Origin of the sequence: Actinospineispora spinosispora DSM 44797 (genome assembly GCF_000429025.1) — a bacterium.
Classification (GTDB): Bacteria; Actinomycetota; Actinomycetes; order Mycobacteriales; family Pseudonocardiaceae; genus Pseudonocardia; species Pseudonocardia spinosispora.
Map to the genome: position 1 here is coordinate 1 of NZ_AUBB01000068.1, position 15,849 is coordinate 15,849.

General features: G+C 70.2%; 13 protein-coding genes. 6 read left to right on the forward strand and 7 right to left on the reverse strand.

The window, feature by feature from the left end; translation table 11 throughout:
- Nucleotides 1-316 (forward strand): IS110 family transposase (locus tag G406_RS49175; protein WP_037078143.1); only part of this gene is annotated, 316 nt, incomplete at its 5' end.
- A 214-nt stretch (nucleotides 317-530) separates the two neighbouring features.
- Here G406_RS49175 and G406_RS49180 read toward each other — a convergent pair.
- The 4 genes from G406_RS49180 to G406_RS0123090 all read right to left on the reverse strand — a co-directional run bounded on the left by G406_RS49180 (nucleotide 531) and on the right by G406_RS0123090 (nucleotide 5,046).
- Nucleotides 531-1,982, reverse strand: a complete 1,452-nt coding sequence (locus G406_RS49180) for a serine/threonine-protein kinase (protein WP_156935100.1) — start codon at nucleotides 1,980-1,982, stop codon at nucleotides 531-533.
- Between the two features lie 58 nt (nucleotides 1,983-2,040).
- The gene (locus G406_RS57235; RefSeq protein ID WP_028935598.1) at nucleotides 2,041-3,468 is read right to left on the reverse strand and encodes a hypothetical protein; all 1,428 of its coding nucleotides are present in this window, start codon (nucleotides 3,466-3,468) and stop codon (nucleotides 2,041-2,043) included.
- Nucleotides 3,469-3,791: 323 nt separating this feature from the next.
- Nucleotides 3,792-4,106 (reverse strand): hypothetical protein, encoded by a 315-nt coding sequence (locus G406_RS0123085; protein WP_028935599.1) that lies wholly within the window; start codon nucleotides 4,104-4,106, stop codon nucleotides 3,792-3,794.
- Nucleotides 4,107-4,773: 667 nt separating this feature from the next.
- Entirely contained in the window at nucleotides 4,774-5,046 is a 273-nt protein-coding gene (locus G406_RS0123090; RefSeq protein WP_028935600.1) for a chorismate mutase, read from the reverse strand.
- A gap of 312 nt (nucleotides 5,047-5,358) precedes the next feature.
- Between G406_RS0123090 and pcrA the strand changes: the two genes are divergently transcribed.
- A complete protein-coding gene (gene pcrA, locus G406_RS0123095; protein WP_028935601.1) occupies nucleotides 5,359-7,752 on the forward strand; it encodes a DNA helicase PcrA in 2,394 nt (797 codons plus the stop codon).
- On the opposite strand, the gene G406_RS0123100 is transcribed toward pcrA, so the two are convergent.
- From G406_RS0123100 to G406_RS49200, 3 genes are all read right to left on the reverse strand, one after another.
- Nucleotides 7,753-8,565 carry a mycofactocin-coupled SDR family oxidoreductase gene (locus G406_RS0123100; protein WP_028935602.1) on the reverse strand — a complete coding sequence of 271 codons (813 nt, stop codon included), beginning with the start codon at nucleotides 8,563-8,565 and terminating at the stop codon, nucleotides 7,753-7,755.
- Between the two features lie 59 nt (nucleotides 8,566-8,624).
- The gene (locus G406_RS49195) at nucleotides 8,625-9,530 is read right to left on the reverse strand and encodes a M23 family metallopeptidase (protein ID WP_051342549.1); all 906 of its coding nucleotides are present in this window, start codon (nucleotides 9,528-9,530) and stop codon (nucleotides 8,625-8,627) included.
- A gap of 261 nt (nucleotides 9,531-9,791) precedes the next feature.
- Entirely contained in the window at nucleotides 9,792-10,685 is an 894-nt protein-coding gene (locus G406_RS49200) for an esterase/lipase family protein (protein WP_156935101.1), read from the reverse strand.
- A gap of 133 nt (nucleotides 10,686-10,818) precedes the next feature.
- Between G406_RS49200 and G406_RS0123115 the strand changes: the two genes are divergently transcribed.
- From G406_RS0123115 to sucD, 4 genes are all read left to right on the forward strand, one after another.
- The gene (locus G406_RS0123115; RefSeq protein ID WP_156935102.1) at nucleotides 10,819-12,627 is read left to right on the forward strand and encodes a hypothetical protein; all 1,809 of its coding nucleotides are present in this window, start codon (nucleotides 10,819-10,821) and stop codon (nucleotides 12,625-12,627) included.
- A gap of 211 nt (nucleotides 12,628-12,838) precedes the next feature.
- Nucleotides 12,839-13,603: an SCO6745 family protein gene (locus tag G406_RS0123120; protein WP_028935604.1), complete on the forward strand. Its 765-nt coding sequence runs from the start codon at nucleotides 12,839-12,841 to the stop codon at nucleotides 13,601-13,603.
- Nucleotides 13,604-13,800: 197 nt separating this feature from the next.
- Nucleotides 13,801-14,973 carry an ADP-forming succinate--CoA ligase subunit beta gene (sucC, locus tag G406_RS0123125; protein ID WP_028935605.1) on the forward strand — a complete coding sequence of 391 codons (1,173 nt, stop codon included), beginning with the start codon at nucleotides 13,801-13,803 and terminating at the stop codon, nucleotides 14,971-14,973.
- A 3-nt stretch (nucleotides 14,974-14,976) separates the two neighbouring features.
- Nucleotides 14,977-15,849: succinate--CoA ligase subunit alpha (gene sucD / locus G406_RS0123130; protein WP_028933160.1), on the forward strand; the 873-nt coding region annotated here is incomplete at its 3' end.

Genomic DNA, 15,849 nt, shown 5'->3' on the forward strand with positions numbered 1-15,849 from the left:
CGCGCACCTGGCCGCCTACGCCGGCATCGCACCAGTCAGCCGCATCTCCGGCACCAGCATTAAAGGCGAACACCCCGCACGCACCGGCAACCGCAAACTTAAACGCGCGTTCTTCCTCGCCGCGTTCGCCGCCCTGTCCGACCCCACCAGCCGCGCCTACTACGACCGCAAACGAGCCGAAAAGAAAAAGCACAACGCCGCCCTCATCTGCCTGGCCCGACGACGCTGCGACGTCCTCTACGCCATGCTCCGAGACCACGCCCTCTACCGACACCCAAGCAACTCACACGCCCCGAAACTCCCAGCCGCAGCTTGACAAGTGCCATAGGGACACCCCCCGTGAGTGGCAAGTGGGCCTACCCTGAAGGGGCGCCGAAGGCGTAGCAACCCTGGGCACTCACGACGGCTCTTCCGTCGTGAGTGCCCAGGGTTGCTACAGGACCACTTGCCACTCACGAAAGCCGGGGCACAAGGGGATCAGCACGTCAGGGCTGCACACAGGTCGGAGTGCACTCACGAGGGGTCGCGAATTAGCCGCTGAACGCGTCGATCTGCCAGGTGCCGTTGGGGCCCGGGACCAAGGTGAGCTGCTGGGTCGCGGTGCGGATCGCGCCCGTGGTGGTCTGCAGCCGCAGCTGCGCGCGCACCGAGTGCGTCGGCGCCGAGACGCTGCTGCTGATCAGCCGCAGCGACCGCACGTCCTTCCAGTACCGGCTGAACGCGGCGGAGCCGCCGAGCTGGCCGTGCGCCTTGGCGGTGAGCTGGCCCCACGCGGCGGTCGGGTTGGTGGGCAGCCGCGAGTAGTACTGCTGCACCGCGGAGGACAGGTCGCTGTCGGTGGCGACCGCGGACGAGGCCGCCGTGGTCGAGTCGGAACCGAGCGTGCCCGCGTCGGAGCCGCTCAGCGCGATCGTCCCGGCGACGGTCGCGGCGAGCACCGCGCCGCCGGCGAGCGCGCCGATCGTGAGCCGGCGCCGGTCGACGGGCCGGCGCCTGCGGTGCGGGCCGGGGGTCGGCGGCAACGTCCCGGAGACCCGGGCGGCGGGCAGCGCGGCGGCCATCGGGGCGGGCACACCGTCGGCGCGGCGAGGCGGCGGCACCTTCGCGGTCGGGGCGATGCCGCGTTCGGCGTCCAGCAGCATCTGCCGCGCCTCTTCGGCGCTCGGCCGCCGGGACGGGTCGGGGTCGAGCAGCCGCTCCAGCACCGGGCCGAGCCGACCGGCCTGCCGGGCGGGACGGACCTTGCCCGCCGCGACCATGTGCATCTTGGTCAGCGGGTTCTTCTCGGAACCGAACGGCGGTTCACCCTCGACGCTGATGTAGAGCGTCGCGCCGAGTGAGAAGACGTCGCCCTCGGGGGTGGGCGGGCCGCCTCGGGCGATCTCCGGCGCGAAGTAGTCGGGGGTGCCGGTGAGCACGCCGGTCTGGGTGACGGTGATGTCACCGGCTGCCCTGGCGATGCCGAAGTCGGACAGCTTGACCTGCCCGCCGGCGCAGACCAGCACGTTGCCCGGTTTGACGTCCCGGTGCACGATGCCTGCCTGGTGCGCGGCGTTCAGCGCGTCGGCCAGCTGCGCACCGATGCGAGCGGTGGCCCGGTCGGTGAGCAGACCGTCCATGGTGAGGATCTGGGCGAGGCTGCGGGAGCGCAGGTACTCCATGACCAGCCACGGCTCACCGTCGTGCATCGAGACGTCGTAGATCGCGACCGCGTGCGGGTGCTGCAGGCGCGCCGAGATGCGGCCCTCACGCAGGATGCGCTGCCGCGCCTCGGAGGCCTGACGCAGGTCGAGACCGGGTTCGAGGACGACCTGTTTGAGCGCGACCTGCCGGTTGAGGCGCTGGTCGGTCCCGAGCCACACCGCGCCCATGGCCCCGACGCCGATCTGTTCGATCAGCCGGTAGCGGTCGGCGATCATCAGCCCGGGGTGGGCGAGCGCCACGGTCGCGGACGGCCAGTACGGCCAGCTCACATCAGTCACGGTCTTGTGTTCCTCTTGTGCGGCCCGAGTGAGCGTGCGTGTGGTTCATGTCACAAATTCAGTTGCCGCCGAGCAAGCCGGAGACCGCCCCACCGAGGCCGCCGCCGGAGTGCTTCCCGCCGCTAGAGCTGTGCTTGCCCGACCGCGAGGAGCGCTTGTCCGAGTCGTCGTCGGAATCACGCCGAGAGTTACGCCGGTCCGAAGCGGAGTCGTCGTCCGAGTCGGCCCGATGGGAGCCCTTCGACTTCGAAGCGGAGTGCTTGCCGGAGCCGCCGCCGAGGAGGCCGTCGACCACTCCACCGACCGAACGGACCGTGTCGCTGGCCGCGTCGGAATGGCTGATCGGCTTGTTCAGGCTACTCAGGGCGGAGTCGTCGGAGGATTTCTTGCCCGAGCGACTCGAACGCTGGGAGCCGGTCAGGTCGTCGGTCGTTCCGCTCACGCCACCGACCAGCCCTTTCACCAGACCACCGGCCGTCGAGTCGACCGTCTTCGCCAGCCCCCGAGTCGTGTCGCTGACCGCGCCGCCGAGCCCGGCCACCGGCGGGCCGAGCAGCGGGAGCGACCGGCCCACCGAGCTGACCGTGTCGCCGACCGCGCCACCGGCACCGCCGACCACGCCGCTGAGGGTGTGCACACCGCCGCCCGCGACCGAGCCCACCGTGTCGACGGTGTTCGCGGTGACCCTGCCGAGCGTGCGGGTGGTGTCGCTGACCGTTCCACCGAGGGAGTCCACGGTGCCGCCCAGCGGCCCGCCGACCGCGCGGCCCAGCCCGCTGACCGTTCCGCCCAGTGCGTCACCGGTGCCGCTGAGCAGCGAGTCGGTCGTGCCGCCGACCGCGCCGCCCCGGGACTGGCCCGTCGAGCTGGACGCGGGTGCGACCCCGGGTGTTGTACCGCCGGTGGCCGGCGCGGTGGCCGGGGGGACCGCCGAGGGGGTGCCGATTACCGGGGAGGCGGGACCCAGCCCGGGCGGGAGGAACGTCGGGCCGCTCGGCAACGGCGGTTCGAACGCCACCGGCGAGATGGCGCCCTCGCCGCCGAGCGGGCCGAGACCCGGGGCGGTGAGGGCCAATGGCAGCTCACCGGGGCGACCCGGGTTGCCCAACGTCCCGCCGAGGTTCGGATAGCCGCTGCCCGCCGCGCTGCTGCCCGCCGGTCCGGACACGGACTGACCGAACAGCGCGGCCGCACCCGCGAGGGTGCCTGCCGCCACGACCGCGCCGGCCGTGCTGGCCAGCTTGCGACGTGGCGAGGAAGCCAGCCCCGCGAGCATCCGGTCGGTTCGGGGTCCGACCGGATGTCCGGGGTGGTGTGGTGCATGCCCTTCTCGGCGCATCAGAGCGTGGACGGAAACCACGGTGCGAGCACCGCGTGACGCACCGTCCTGAGCGCCGGCCGGTGTGGACCGTCTGCCGAGGAGATCGGCGACGGTGATCACGGACCGGATGGGCTGACCACCGCGCTGGGGAGCGAAGTCTGCCACGATCGAGAGTCCTCCTGGGGATGAGCGTCCTAGAGATGTTTACCGGAGCGTGACCATCGGAGCCAAGCGCATCTCAACCGCTCAACCTGAGTCACCCGAGCGGCCTAACCGCCGCTCGCCGATGCTTACCGACCGTTGGACCAACCGCTTCTCTGGTCCACGTTGTGGACCGTGCGGGTAGTCCCCCGAGGCATGTGGCGAGCGGGGTCGATGTGGTCGGCTGGAGCGGCGTGGCAGGTGGGATGAGCGGTCCGGGATCGGCCACGACACACGTGACGCCGCGCACCTTGACTCCAGGTGCGCGGCGTCGGGTCGTCGCGGGGTCAGTTCCGGAAGCGCTTGCGGGTCCCCTCCAGCGCGCGGTAGCCGGCGAGGCCGGCGCCGCCGCCGAGGACGAGACCGATCAGATCGAGGACCGGCCCGCCGCTGATCGTGAGGAGCAGGCCGACGAGCGCGACTCCGGCGAGAACGAACGACGTCGTCCGCTGACCTCGGACGTACTCAGCCGTGGCCTCGCCCGACATGCCGCGCTTGGTGGCCGCGGAGGACAACATCGTGAGGTAACCGGCGTTGCCCGCCGCGGCGAGCAACCCCACGAGAGCGATCAGAAACGCAACCAACCCGAACACAGCACCCATGTGATCCCCAACGCGCTGCGTCTTCCGCGGGTTCCCACCCTCGTGAGTGGCAAGGGCGTCTACCGCGAAGCGGCGCCGAAGGCGTAGGCGCTCGGAGCACTCACGACAGCTTTTCCGTCGTGAGTGATCCGGGCGCCTATAGGCGCCCTTGCCACTCACGAGTCGACGGCGAAGCCGAGATGCCTTGGAGCCGGGCACGGGCTCAGCCGGGTACGGGCCAAGCCGGGCACGGGCCAGGTAGGGCGCGGGCCAGGCCGGGTACGGGCCCAAGTCGGGTACGGGGCTGAATCCCCGCTGGCCATCCAGTGTCTTGGCGTGGTCGGGCGGTATCAACCCCCGGCTGGCGCCGGCCTCGCACGAGTTCCTGGTTGCACGGGTTCGGGGGCGAGGGTTCCGGGTTGACACCGCCCGACCACGCCAAGTGCGGGCCGGGATCGCGGGGAAAGGGGCAGTGTGCGTGTCCGTCGCAGGTGGCGGCGAGCCGATGGCGCTCTGGTGGGCCACGGCTGCGCCGCGCCCTCTCGTGCCGCGCGCCCCCTCCCGGTCCGCTCCCGGGGGCACTTCACCGGCGTCCTCGCAGAGGTTCATGTTGCGTCGCAGATGTTGCAACATCTGCGACGCAACGTGAAGGTCTGCGAAGTGGGGCGGAACAGGGCCACAGGGACAGTTAGGCCCTGCCTAGTCTGCCTCTGCCCAGGCGCAGGAGCATCATGCCCAGCTCGCGGCCCTCGGGGCCGAGCTCTCGGAAGCGGGCCAGTACCGCCTGCTCGCGGGCCAGGACTATGCGCGGGCCGCCCTCGGAGCGGCGGATGGCGCCGATCTGCTGGGACACCTCGGTCCGTCGCTTGATCAGGCGCAGGATGTCGGCATCCAGCTGGTCGATCTCGATGCGCAATGCGCTGATGTCGGGAGTCGGCGCGCTGGGGTCGGTGATGGCGATCTCGACGGCCGGTTCTGTGGTGGACGAGCTCTCGGCGCTGGTCACGGGATTCTCCTGGGTCGGTCTGGTGTCGGTTCGGGTTTCGTGCGGACCCGTGACGACGCCATACGACTGGGAATGGCAGCTGCCCCGGGTCCTCGGACTCGGGGCGACGTGGCGGAGGGGGTGTGCTCAGACGGCCACGGGCACCGAGGTCCGGTACCTATAGCTAAATTCGCAGATTCGCGCTGGCACGCCCCACATTGTGCCACACAGTGACGGCCCGACACGCCCGATCGGTGTGTCGGGGGCGAGAGGTACCGTGACCGGACGATGAGTGCGTTGTTCGAACTGCCAGCAGAGACAGCCAAGCCGTCCAGCGCAGCCGGAGGGCGAGGGTCCGGTCCTGACCATGAGGAGTTGCTGCGCGGGCTGAACCCGCAGCAGCGCGATGCGGTGGTCCACGCGGGCTCGCCCCTGCTCATCGTGGCGGGCGCGGGCTCGGGCAAGACGCGGGTCCTGGCGCACCGGATCGCCTACCTGCTCGCCGCCCGTGACGTGCATCCGGGCCAGATCATGGCGATCACGTTCACGAACAAGGCGGCCAAGGAGATGGCCGAGCGGGTCGCCTCGCTCGTCGGTCGCCGGGCCGCCGCCATGTGGGTGTCGACGTTCCACTCGATGTGTGTGCGAATCCTGCGGCGTGAGGCGAAGACGCTCGAGCTGGGCTCCAGCTTCTCCATCTACGACGCCGACGACAGCCGCAGGCTCATCACCCAGGTCGCCCGCGATCTCGACCTGGACGCCAAGCGATACCCGGCGCGCGGGCTGGCCGCGCAGATCTCGAACCTGAAGAACGAGCTGCTCGACGCCACCGACGCCGCCGACCGGGCGACCAACGACTTCGAGCGCAGGGTCGCCGAGGTGTACGCGTCCTACCAGCGCAGGTTGCAGCAGGCCAACGCGCTCGACTTCGACGACCTGATCATGCGCACGGTCAGCATGCTGCAGGCGTTCCCGGCGGTCGCCGAGTACTACCGGCGGCGGTTCCGCCACGTCATGGTCGACGAGTACCAGGACACCAACCACGCCCAGTACATGCTGATCCGCGAGCTGGTCGGGCACACCGACCGGGACACGCCGGACACCCCGGAGCAGCAGCACGGTCCCGGCCCGGCCGAGCTGTGCGTCGTCGGTGACGCGGACCAGTCGATCTACGCGTTCCGCGGCGCGAGCATCCGCAACATCGTCGAGTTCGAGCGCGACTACCCGGACGCGCGCACGATCCTGCTGGAGCAGAACTACCGCTCCACCCAGACGATCCTGTCCGGGGCGAACGCGGTGATCGCGCGCAACACCGACCGGCGCGACAAGCGGCTGTGGTCGGAGGCGGGCGACGGCGAGAAGATCGTCGGGTACGTCGCGGACAACGAGCACGACGAGGCCGCGTTCGTCGCGTCCGAGATCGACCGGCTGTCCGACGCCGGGCATGCGCGCAACAGCGACATCGCGGTGTTCTACCGGACCAACTCGCAGTCCCGTGTGTTCGAGGACGTGTTCCTGCGTGTGGGGCTGCCGTACAAGGTCGTCGGCGGAGTGCGGTTCTACGAGCGGCGCGAGGTGCGCGACGCACTGGCCTACCTGCGGGTGCTGTCGAACCCGGAGGACACGGTCAGCCTGCGGCGCATTCTGAACGTGCCGCGCCGAGGCATCGGGGACCGCGCCGAGGAGGCCGTGTCGCTGGCCGCCGAGAAGCACCGCATCTCGTTCGCCGCCGCGCTGCGTCGCGCGGCCGAGGGCGAGGTCCCGACCCTGGCCACCCGGTCGCAGCGGGCCATCGCCGGGTTCGTCGAGACGCTCGACGAGCTGCGCGAGAAGGTCGTGGCCGGCGAGCCGGTCGCCGACCTGCTGGAGGCCGCGCTGACCCGCACCGGGTACACGGCGGAGCTGCAGGAGAGCGACGACCCGCAGGACGAGTCGCGGGTGGAGAACCTCGCCGAGCTGGTGACGGTCGCCCGGGAGTTCGCCGGTGATGCTGCCGCCGACCCGGAGGCGACGGCTGCGGCCCTGGAACAGGGCCTCCCGGCTCCTGGCTCGCTGGCGGCGTTCCTGGAGCGGGTCGCGCTGGTCGCCGACGCCGACTCGATCCCGGACGGCGGAGACGGCGTGGTCACGCTGATGACGCTGCACACGGCGAAGGGCCTGGAGTTCCCGGTGGTGTTCTGCACCGGCTGGGAGGACGGCGTGTTCCCGCACATGCGGTCGCTCAGCGACCCGAAGGAGCTCGCCGAGGAGCGCAGGCTCGCCTACGTCGGTATCACCCGCGCACGCGAGCGGCTGTACCTGTCGCGGGCGATCGTGCGGTCGGTGTTCGGCACGCCGTCGACCAACCCGCCGTCCCGTTTCCTCGACGAGATCCCGGCCGAGCTGCTCGACTGGCGGCGGTCCGCGCCCGAACGGTCCGCTCCGGTCGGCATGGTCGGATTCGGCCGCCGCCCCGCGCCCGGCGGCGCGGAACGTGGCACCTGGAAGCCCGGCGCGGCGCGCACCACCGCGCCCGCGCTCAAGCTGGAGATCGGCGACCGGGTCAGCCACGACAAGTACGGCCTCGGCACGGTCGTGGCGACCGACGGCGTGGACATGCGCGCTACCGCGACGATCGACTTCGGCAGCTCGGGCACGGTCCGCCTGATGCTGATCGGCGGAGTCCCGCTCCAGAAGCTGTAGTTATTTCTTGACGACGAAGCCCGCATCCACCGGCAGGGTCACGCCGGTCACGTAGCGGGCTTCGTCGGACACGAGCCAGGCGATGGCGTGCGAGACGTCCAGCGACTCGATCATCGGGACGGGCAGCGCGTTCATGTTCTGACCGAGCGACGGGTCGCGCTCGAAGAACTCCCGCATGACGTCGTTGACGATCATCGGTGTGGCGACGCCGGTGGGGTGGACGGTGTTGACCCGGATCGAGTGCTGGGCCAGCAGGTTCGCGTACGAGCGCATCAGACCGACGACGCCGTGCTTGGCGGCCGCGTAGCCGAGCCCGCCCGGGCTCCCACCGCCGATGCCGGTCAGCCCCGCCGTCGAGCTGGTGATCACGATCGACCCGCCGGCGCCGCGCTCGATCATCGACGGGACGGCGACCTCGACCGTGTGGTAGACGCCGGTGAGGTTGACCGCGAGCACGTCGTGCCATTCCTGGGCCTGGGGCCGCAGTGAGTGCGGAGCGATGCCCGCGTTGGCGAGCACGATGTCGACGGCACCCAGCTCGGCCACACCGGCGTCGAACGCGGCCCGCAGCGCGTCGCGGTCGCGGACGTCGGCCTGCCGGGCGACGATCCGCCGGTCCAGCGCCTCGACCTGGGACGCCGTCTCGTCGAGATCGGTGGGCTCGGCCATCGGGTAGGGCACCGAGTCGATCTGGGCGCACAGGTCGACGGCGATGATGTCGGCGCCTTCCTCGGCGAGGCGAACGGCGTGGCTTCGCCCCATCCCGCGCGCCGCCCCGGTGATGAACGCGACCTTGCCGTCGAGCTTGCCCATCGTCCCCCGCCTCCTTGCGATGCCAACCTGATGATCACACCGCGTGGGAGGGGCGCACGTCAATCGGCGCTGACGCCCGGGTTACCGCTCACCCGGATACCCCGGGTGGCGAGCCAGGGCAGCGGGTTGAGCTTCTTGCCGCTGGGATCCCAGATCTCGAAGTGCAGGTGCGGGCCGGTGGACTGGCCGCGGTTGCCCATCTCGGCGATCTTCTCGCCCGCGTCGACCTTCTCGCCGACGTGCACGAGCGACCGGTTGATGTGGCCGTACACGCTGATCCAGCCGCCGGGGTGCTCGATGCGGACCCACATGCCGAAGCCGGACGCCGGCCCGGAGGAGATGACGGTGCCCTCGGTGACCGCGTAGATCGGCGTGCCGATCTTGTTCGCCAGGTCGATGCCGTAGTGCGTGACGCCCCAGCGGCCGCCGAAACCGGAGGTGAAGTTCCCGACGGTCGGCTTGACGAACTCCTGCCCCCGGTAGACGGAGGCGGCCGGCGCACCGTCGGACAGCGCGTCCTTGATCTTCAGCGCCTGACCGGCGAGCAGCTCCCCGAACTTGACGGCCTTGGTGAGGCTCTCGACGTCCGCGACATCGGTGTCGTCGTTGAGTACGGCCAGCTCGGCGTCGTCGCGTGCCGCGTGCCGCCCGCTGCCCAGCGCGACGGACTTGGTCCGGCTCGGCAGGTCGGTCGGGGTGCTCTGGATGAGCGCGCCGTTGGCGGCGTTCGCGATGTCGGTATAGGTCTCGACCGGGGGCAGGTCGAGCGTGCTGAAGCCGCCCGCGACGGTGGCCCCGGTGGCGACCGCCGCGATCGCGATCCGGCCGTGCCACGGTGCACCATTCCACGGCGAAACAGGCGCCGGAGCCCGATGGTGTCCCCGATGCGTCGGCGCGGCGTTGTGGCCGTCGCGGCGGTGCCTCGGGGCGGGGTCGGCGCCGCGTGGGGAGCGGTCGAGCGCCAAGTCCTGCCTTGTTTCGTACTCAGGACGGGGTGCGGACGGTGGTGAACGGTGTGGTCTGGGGAGAAACCACGCGAGCCGATTCGGGGTCAGCTCGACGACCGTGCCGCCGTAACCCATCTGTGATACGGACCATCGAAACCTAGACCTGCATCGGGGACCGAAGCAAATCGCCTTGCCTACTCAACCAGGCATTCTGTGGATCATGCGGTCAGTGGGTGGTGGACAGCGCCGGTTGGTCACCCAGGCGGGGCAGTGAGGTCGCTACCCAGTGCAGCGTGCGGGGATGAAAGGCGAGTGACAGGTGACCGACGTCGTCCAGCGCACGGCCAGGTCCGGGTGCTCGAGGCGGGCGTGCGAGCTGGGCACGATGAACTGGTCCATCCGGCTGGACACCACGAGGAAACGGGTGCGGCAGTCCGGTGCCGGTCCGGCCAGCTCGGTCAGCAGCTCGGACCCGGGGACGAGCTGGCGGGCGAGCGGGGTCGGCAGCAGGTGCGCGGCGGCGCTGCCCGCGTGCGGCGTGCCGATCGTGACCAGCGTGTGCACCGCGTGGTCGCCGCGGAGGCGCTGCACGTGGTAGCGCGCGATCAGGCCGCCGACCGAGTGGCCGATGACGTGGATGCGCTCGGCGCCGGTCCGGGTGCGCAGGCGGTTGATGTGCGAGCGCAGGTCGTGCGCGGCGGCCCTGATGTCGTTGGTGAACGCGCTGTAGTTGACCGCGTCCAGTGCGCCGAAGCCGCGTTGCCGCAGTTGTCTGCGGTAGCTGGAGAACACGGAACGGTTGTCGAGCATGCCGTGCACCAGCAGGACCGGGGTCCCGGCCGCGGTCATGTCCGACATGACCAGGCCCCGTTCGACCGGGCTGAGCGTGTCGGTGCGGTAGTGCTCGTGGGCGCCGGTCTGCTCGCGGATCAGCTCGAGCGGGTAGCTCGCCAGGCGCGCGGCGCACCAGGCGGTCTCCACCGCGGCGCCACGCAGGCCGGACGGCGTGCGCAGCGTGCGGAAGGTATTTGTGGCTGCGGCCGCGGCGAGTGTCCCGATGGCGCGCAGGGAGGATCGGGGGACCGGGACATCGGCCGCGTGGGCGTGGCGGCTGTCCGGCGTGCGTGCCACTGATTCGCGGGACGCACAGCCCTCGTCGTCGGGGACTGACATGGTTAGACGGTACGTCAGAAACTCATTCAGTACACCTATTGCGCCGTAGATCAAGATGGCCGTTGCGTTAACGACTGGGTGAAATAGTGGCGCTGAACTGCACTTTCACACGCCATGCACTAGCTTTCGCCCGATGCGGCCCGCACGGTTGAGCCGGCTCACCCCGGTGGTGATGAGCGGAGCCGTCCTCGGCGCACTGCTGATCGCGGCCGGGCCCCGGTACGTGCTTGCCAGAAGGCCGGACGGGACGAACATCGGTCCCGCGTTGCAGGTGTGGCCACTGCTCGCGGTGCTCGCCGCCCTCCCCGTCGCGCTGGCCATGGTCCTGCTCGTGGCGATGCGCGGACGCAGACCCGCGCTGGCGTTGATGCTGTCGTTCGGCGCGGCGGCCGTCGGCCGGGTGCTGCTCGACGTGCAGCTGGTCCTCGACCCGGCGCGAGCGGCCCGGGTCGAGCTGGTCGCGCCGATCGGACTCGGGGCCCTGCACCCCGGACCCGGCCTGCTGCTGGGACTGCTGGGCCAGGCCTTCACCGCGGTGGCCGGCCTTGCCGCGGCGCGGGAGTTCAGCCCGCTACGGCCCTATCGAGGTCCGCGCCCGCGTGCCGTACCGCGACAGGGCGGGGAACCGGAACCGGCTCGGACGCCGGCCTCGGTCGCGCTGGTCGGCATGGGCTGCGCGGTGCTCGCCGGCTACGGCATGCTGGCCGCGCCGTTCTCCTCGACCGACCCCTACCTCGTGCCGCGTTCGGTACTGGACGCTCCGACGCTCGCCGCGGTGGGTCAGTTCCTGCTGGCCGCCTCGGTGCTGCTCGCGGTGCTCCTGGCCGGGTCCGCGCCGGAGCCGCCGGTCGCACTCGGTGGGTTGCTGGGCGCCGCGCTCGCGGTGTTCGGCGTGGTCGTCCCCCGTGTGGTGGTGGCCACGGCGGTTCCGGCCCTGCAGGTCAGCGGCGGTTCGATACTGGCGTTGCTCGGTGCGTTCGGCCTCGTCCTGCTGGCCATCTGGGTCGGCGTCCGGGGACGGCGGCGCCGCGTCGAGCACGGAGCCGTCCGTCGTCCGCCCGTGCCGCACCCGCTGCTGGCCCGCCGCTGGCGGCTGGTGAGCGGGTCTCTGGCCGTGCTGACCGCTGCCTGCGTGATCGCCGGAGTGGCGACCGACCAGCTGCGCCTGGCGCCGGACCTCCCGCGTCCGGAACCGGCGTCCGTCCCACTGCCGGTGCTGACCGCGGTGATCGTGGCCGGGCTCGGGGTGGCGAGCCTGTTCCGTCCCGCACTGCGGTCGACGCTGGCCGTCGTGCTGGTCGCGGTTCCGATGGCGGTGTCCGAACCGCTGCGCGAGTTGCTGGCGGTGTTCAGCCTCGACGGTGTCGGGCCGGGCCCCGGTTTCTGGCTGCTGGTCCTGACGTTGCCGCTGACGCTGGCCACGGTCGTCGCGGCGCTGGTCTCCGGGGGTTTCGAGCGCACCGAGGTCGACCTGAGCACGGCCCGGTTCGACGGGCCCACGACGCCGGCGGCCTCGGCGGCGTCGGTGCTCACCCTGCCCGCGTTCTGGCTGCCGCTGTCCGACGGCACGATGTGGGGCAGTACCGGGGTGGTCCAGCCGCCGTTCGGCCTGCCCGGCTGGGCGCTGCTGGCCGCGTTCGGCGCGACGTTCGGCGCGGTCCTGATCGGGCCGCGCTGTCGCGCCGGGCAGGCGGCCGCGCTGTTCGGCGGCGTCGCCGTCGTACTGGTGCTGCGCCTGCTGCGTGCGGTGCCGGGCGTTGGGCTGACCGGTCCGCTCGCGGAGTACGGCGCGAGCGCGGGCATGACGTCCGGCTGGGGCGAGGGCGCGGTGGCGACCGCGCTGTGCCTGCTGGTCGTGCTGGCCGCGATGGTCATGGCCCTGCGTGAGCCGGCTCAGCTGCGATCGGTGTCGCCCTCGGCCGCGCGCCGCCGGGCCTCCTGAACCGCGGCGTCCACACGGCGCTGAGCCCGACTTCGCAGAGCTTCACGTCGCGTCGCAGACACTGCAGCGTCTGCGACGCGACAGGACGCTCTGCGAGGCTGACCAGACCGGTGTGAGTGACGTCCCGATGTGAACGGCGGCTCACTGACTAGGGTTCTGAGCAGGGCCGGCGGCGACGGGGCTGTCGGTCGAGACGAGGAGCCGAGAGCCAGTGAGCGACGCCAGCACAGTAGATGCCGTCCGAGCAGCGGGTGGGCCGATCGAGGAGATCGGCGCCCTGTTCATGCTGCACCCCGAGACGTTCGAGCAGAGCGCGGCCAAGGGGTACCCGCACCCGTTCGCCGGTTACTTCGCCGGCCGGGGCGGGGTACTCGGCGAGGCCGACGCCAGCACCGTCAGCGCGGTCTTCGCCGTGTTCGAGCCGAACGCCGTGAAGATGTTCTGGGAACAGGGCGTCGCGGTGCACGGCGCCGCGGGGGGCGCGTCGGTCTACAACGAGCAGATCGCCGACTTCGCACGTAAGCACCTCACGGGCGCGGAAGGCCTGGACCGGCTCGCCGAGCTGGGGCAGAAGGTCGTCGACGCCGCTCCGATCTCCGGGCTGCCGCTGTTCGCGGGCTGGGCGCCGATGCCGGTCGCCGAGGACGCCGAGGCCCGCGCGCTCCAGGTCCTGTTCAAGCTGCGGGAGCTGCGCGGCAGCATCCACATGAACGCGCTCGCGCTGTCCGGGCTGAGCCCCATCGAGGCGCACATGCTCAACAAGGGCACCGAGTACTGCTCGATGTTCGGCTGGTCCGAGCCGTTCGCCGACGGCGAGGACAAGCGCGACGCGAAGCAGGCCGCCGAAGATGCCACCAACCGGCGCATGGCCGACATCGTCGGCGCCGCGCTGACCGCCGACGAAGCGGCCGAACTGGCCACGCTGTCCGCCGGCGCACTGGCTGTGGCGAAGGCCTCAGCGAGCCCGCAAGCCTAAACCGAAGTTAAGACGCGGGGTGGAAATCGTTCACCCAGCCTGGTGGACAAGTCGAACGTGAGAGGGTTCACGGAGGCGGACCGGGCTGACGACGGCGAGCGCCGATAAGGTCATCCCCGCAGCTCACAGCGTGGGCGTCCCGAGCTGGAAACACTCCGGAGACGCAGCCCACGAACAAACGCGGCAGGAGATTACGAGTGGACCTGTACGAGTACCAGGCGAAGGATCTCTTCGCCGCCCATGACGTCCCGGTGCTGCCGGGTCGCACCGTCACCACGGCCGAGGATGCGGCGGCTGCCGCGTCCGAGATTGGTACGGCTGTGGTGGTGAAGGCCCAGGTGAAGACTGGTGGGCGGGGTAAGGCCGGTGGTGTGAAGCTGGCGAAGGATGCGGGTGAGGCCCAGGAGAAGGCTGGGGCGATCCTGGGTATGGATATCAAGGGTCACACGGTGCATCAGGTGTTGGTGACCGAGGCTTCGGATATCGCTGAGGAGTATTACTTCTCGTTCTTGTTGGATCGGTCGAACCGTACTTTCCTGGCGATGGCCAGTGCTGAGGGTGGTATGGAGATCGAGCAGCTGGCGGTGGAGCGGCCGGAGGCGTTGGCTCGGGTTCCGATCGATGCGATCGCCGGGGTGGACAAGGCCAAGGCTGATGAGATCGTGGCGGCGGCGAAGTATCCGGCCGAGGTGGCGGACAAGGCCGCGTCGGTGATCGTGAAGTTGTGGGAGACCTTCGTCGGTGAGGACGCCACGCTGGTCGAGGTCAACCCGCTGGTCCGCGATCCCGCGGATAATGTGATCGCGTTGGACGGCAAGGTCACCCTGGACGAGAACGCCGATTTCCGTCACCCCGATCATGCCGCGTTGGTCGATGAGCGCACCGAGAACCCCTTGGAGGCGAAGGCCAAGGCCAAGGGTTTGAACTATGTGAAGCTCGATGATGGTCAGGTCGGGATCATCGGTAACGGTGCCGGTCTGGTCATGTCCACCCTGGATGTGGTGGCCTACGCCGGGGAGAAGCACGGGAATGTGAAGCCGGCGAACTTCCTGGACATCGGTGGTGGCGCGTCGGCGCAGGTGATGGCCGACGGGCTGGATGTGATCCTGGGGGATCCGGACGTCAAGTCGGTGTTCGTGAACGTGTTCGGTGGGATCACCGCGTGTGACGCGGTCGCGACCGGCATCGTGGAGGCGCTCAAGATTTTGGGTGACAGTGCGACGAAGCCGTTGGTGGTGCGTCTGGATGGCAACAACGTGCTCGAGGGCCGGCGGATTCTGGACGAGGCGAACCACCCGCTGGTGACCCAGGTGGACACAATGGACAACGCGGCCGACAAGGCCGCCGAGCTCGCGGCAGCGGGGGCCTGAACCATGTCGATTTTTTTGAACAGCAGCAGCAAGGTCATCGTGCAGGGCATCACCGGTGGTGAGGGCACCAAACACACCACCAAGATGCTCGCCGCGGGCACCAACATCGTCGGCGGGGTCAACGCCCGCAAGGCCGGGCAGAGCGTCACGATCGGCGGTAAGGACCTGACGGTGTTCGGTACCGTCGAAGAGGCCATGAAGGAAACCGGAGCCGACGTCAGCGTCGTGTTCGTGCCGCCGAAGTTCGCCAAGGACGCGGTCATCGAGGCCATCGACGCCCAGATCCCCCTGGCCGTGGTGATCACCGAGGGCATTCCGGTGCACGACAGCGCCTATTTCTGGGCGCATGCGTGCGCGAAGGGCAACCAGACCCGGATCATCGGCCCGAACTGTCCAGGCATCATCTCCCCCGGTGAGTCCAACGCCGGGATCATCCCGGCCGACATCGCCGGAGCGGGCAAGATCGGGTTGGTGTCGAAGTCCGGGACGTTGACCTACCAGATGATGTACGAGCTGCGGGACTTCGGTTTCTCCACCGCGATCGGCATCGGCGGGGACCCGGTCATCGGGACCACCCACATCGACGCCCTGCAGGCGTTCGAGGCCGACCCCGACACCGAGGCCATCGTGATGATCGGTGAGATCGGCGGCGACGCCGAAGAACGCGCCGCGGACTTCATCAAGGCCAACGTCACCAAACCCGTCGTCGGCTACGTCGCCGGGTTCACCGCCCCCGAAGGCAAGACCATGGGCCACGCCGGCGCCATCGTCTCCGGCTCAGCGGGCACCGCACAAGCCAAGAAAGAAGCACTCGAAGCAGCAGGAGTCAAGGTCGGCAAAACACCCAGCGAAACCGCCGACCTCATGCGCGAGATC

Excerpts from the sequence above, each read along its gene's own strand:
- pcrA (WP_028935601.1), top strand. The coding sequence starts at position 5,359 with ATGAGTGCGTTGTTCGAACTGCCAGCAGAGACAGCCAAGCCGTCCAGC.
- G406_RS0123115 (WP_156935102.1), top strand. The coding sequence starts at position 10,819 with ATGCGGCCCGCACGGTTGAGCCGGCTCACCCCGGTGGTGATGAGCGGA.
- G406_RS49200 (WP_156935101.1), bottom strand. The coding sequence starts at position 10,685 with ATGTCAGTCCCCGACGACGAGGGCTGTGCGTCCCGCGAATCAGTGGCA.
- G406_RS0123085 (WP_028935599.1), bottom strand. The coding sequence starts at position 4,106 with ATGGGTGCTGTGTTCGGGTTGGTTGCGTTTCTGATCGCTCTCGTGGGG.
- G406_RS0123100 (WP_028935602.1), bottom strand. The coding sequence starts at position 8,565 with ATGGGCAAGCTCGACGGCAAGGTCGCGTTCATCACCGGGGCGGCGCGC.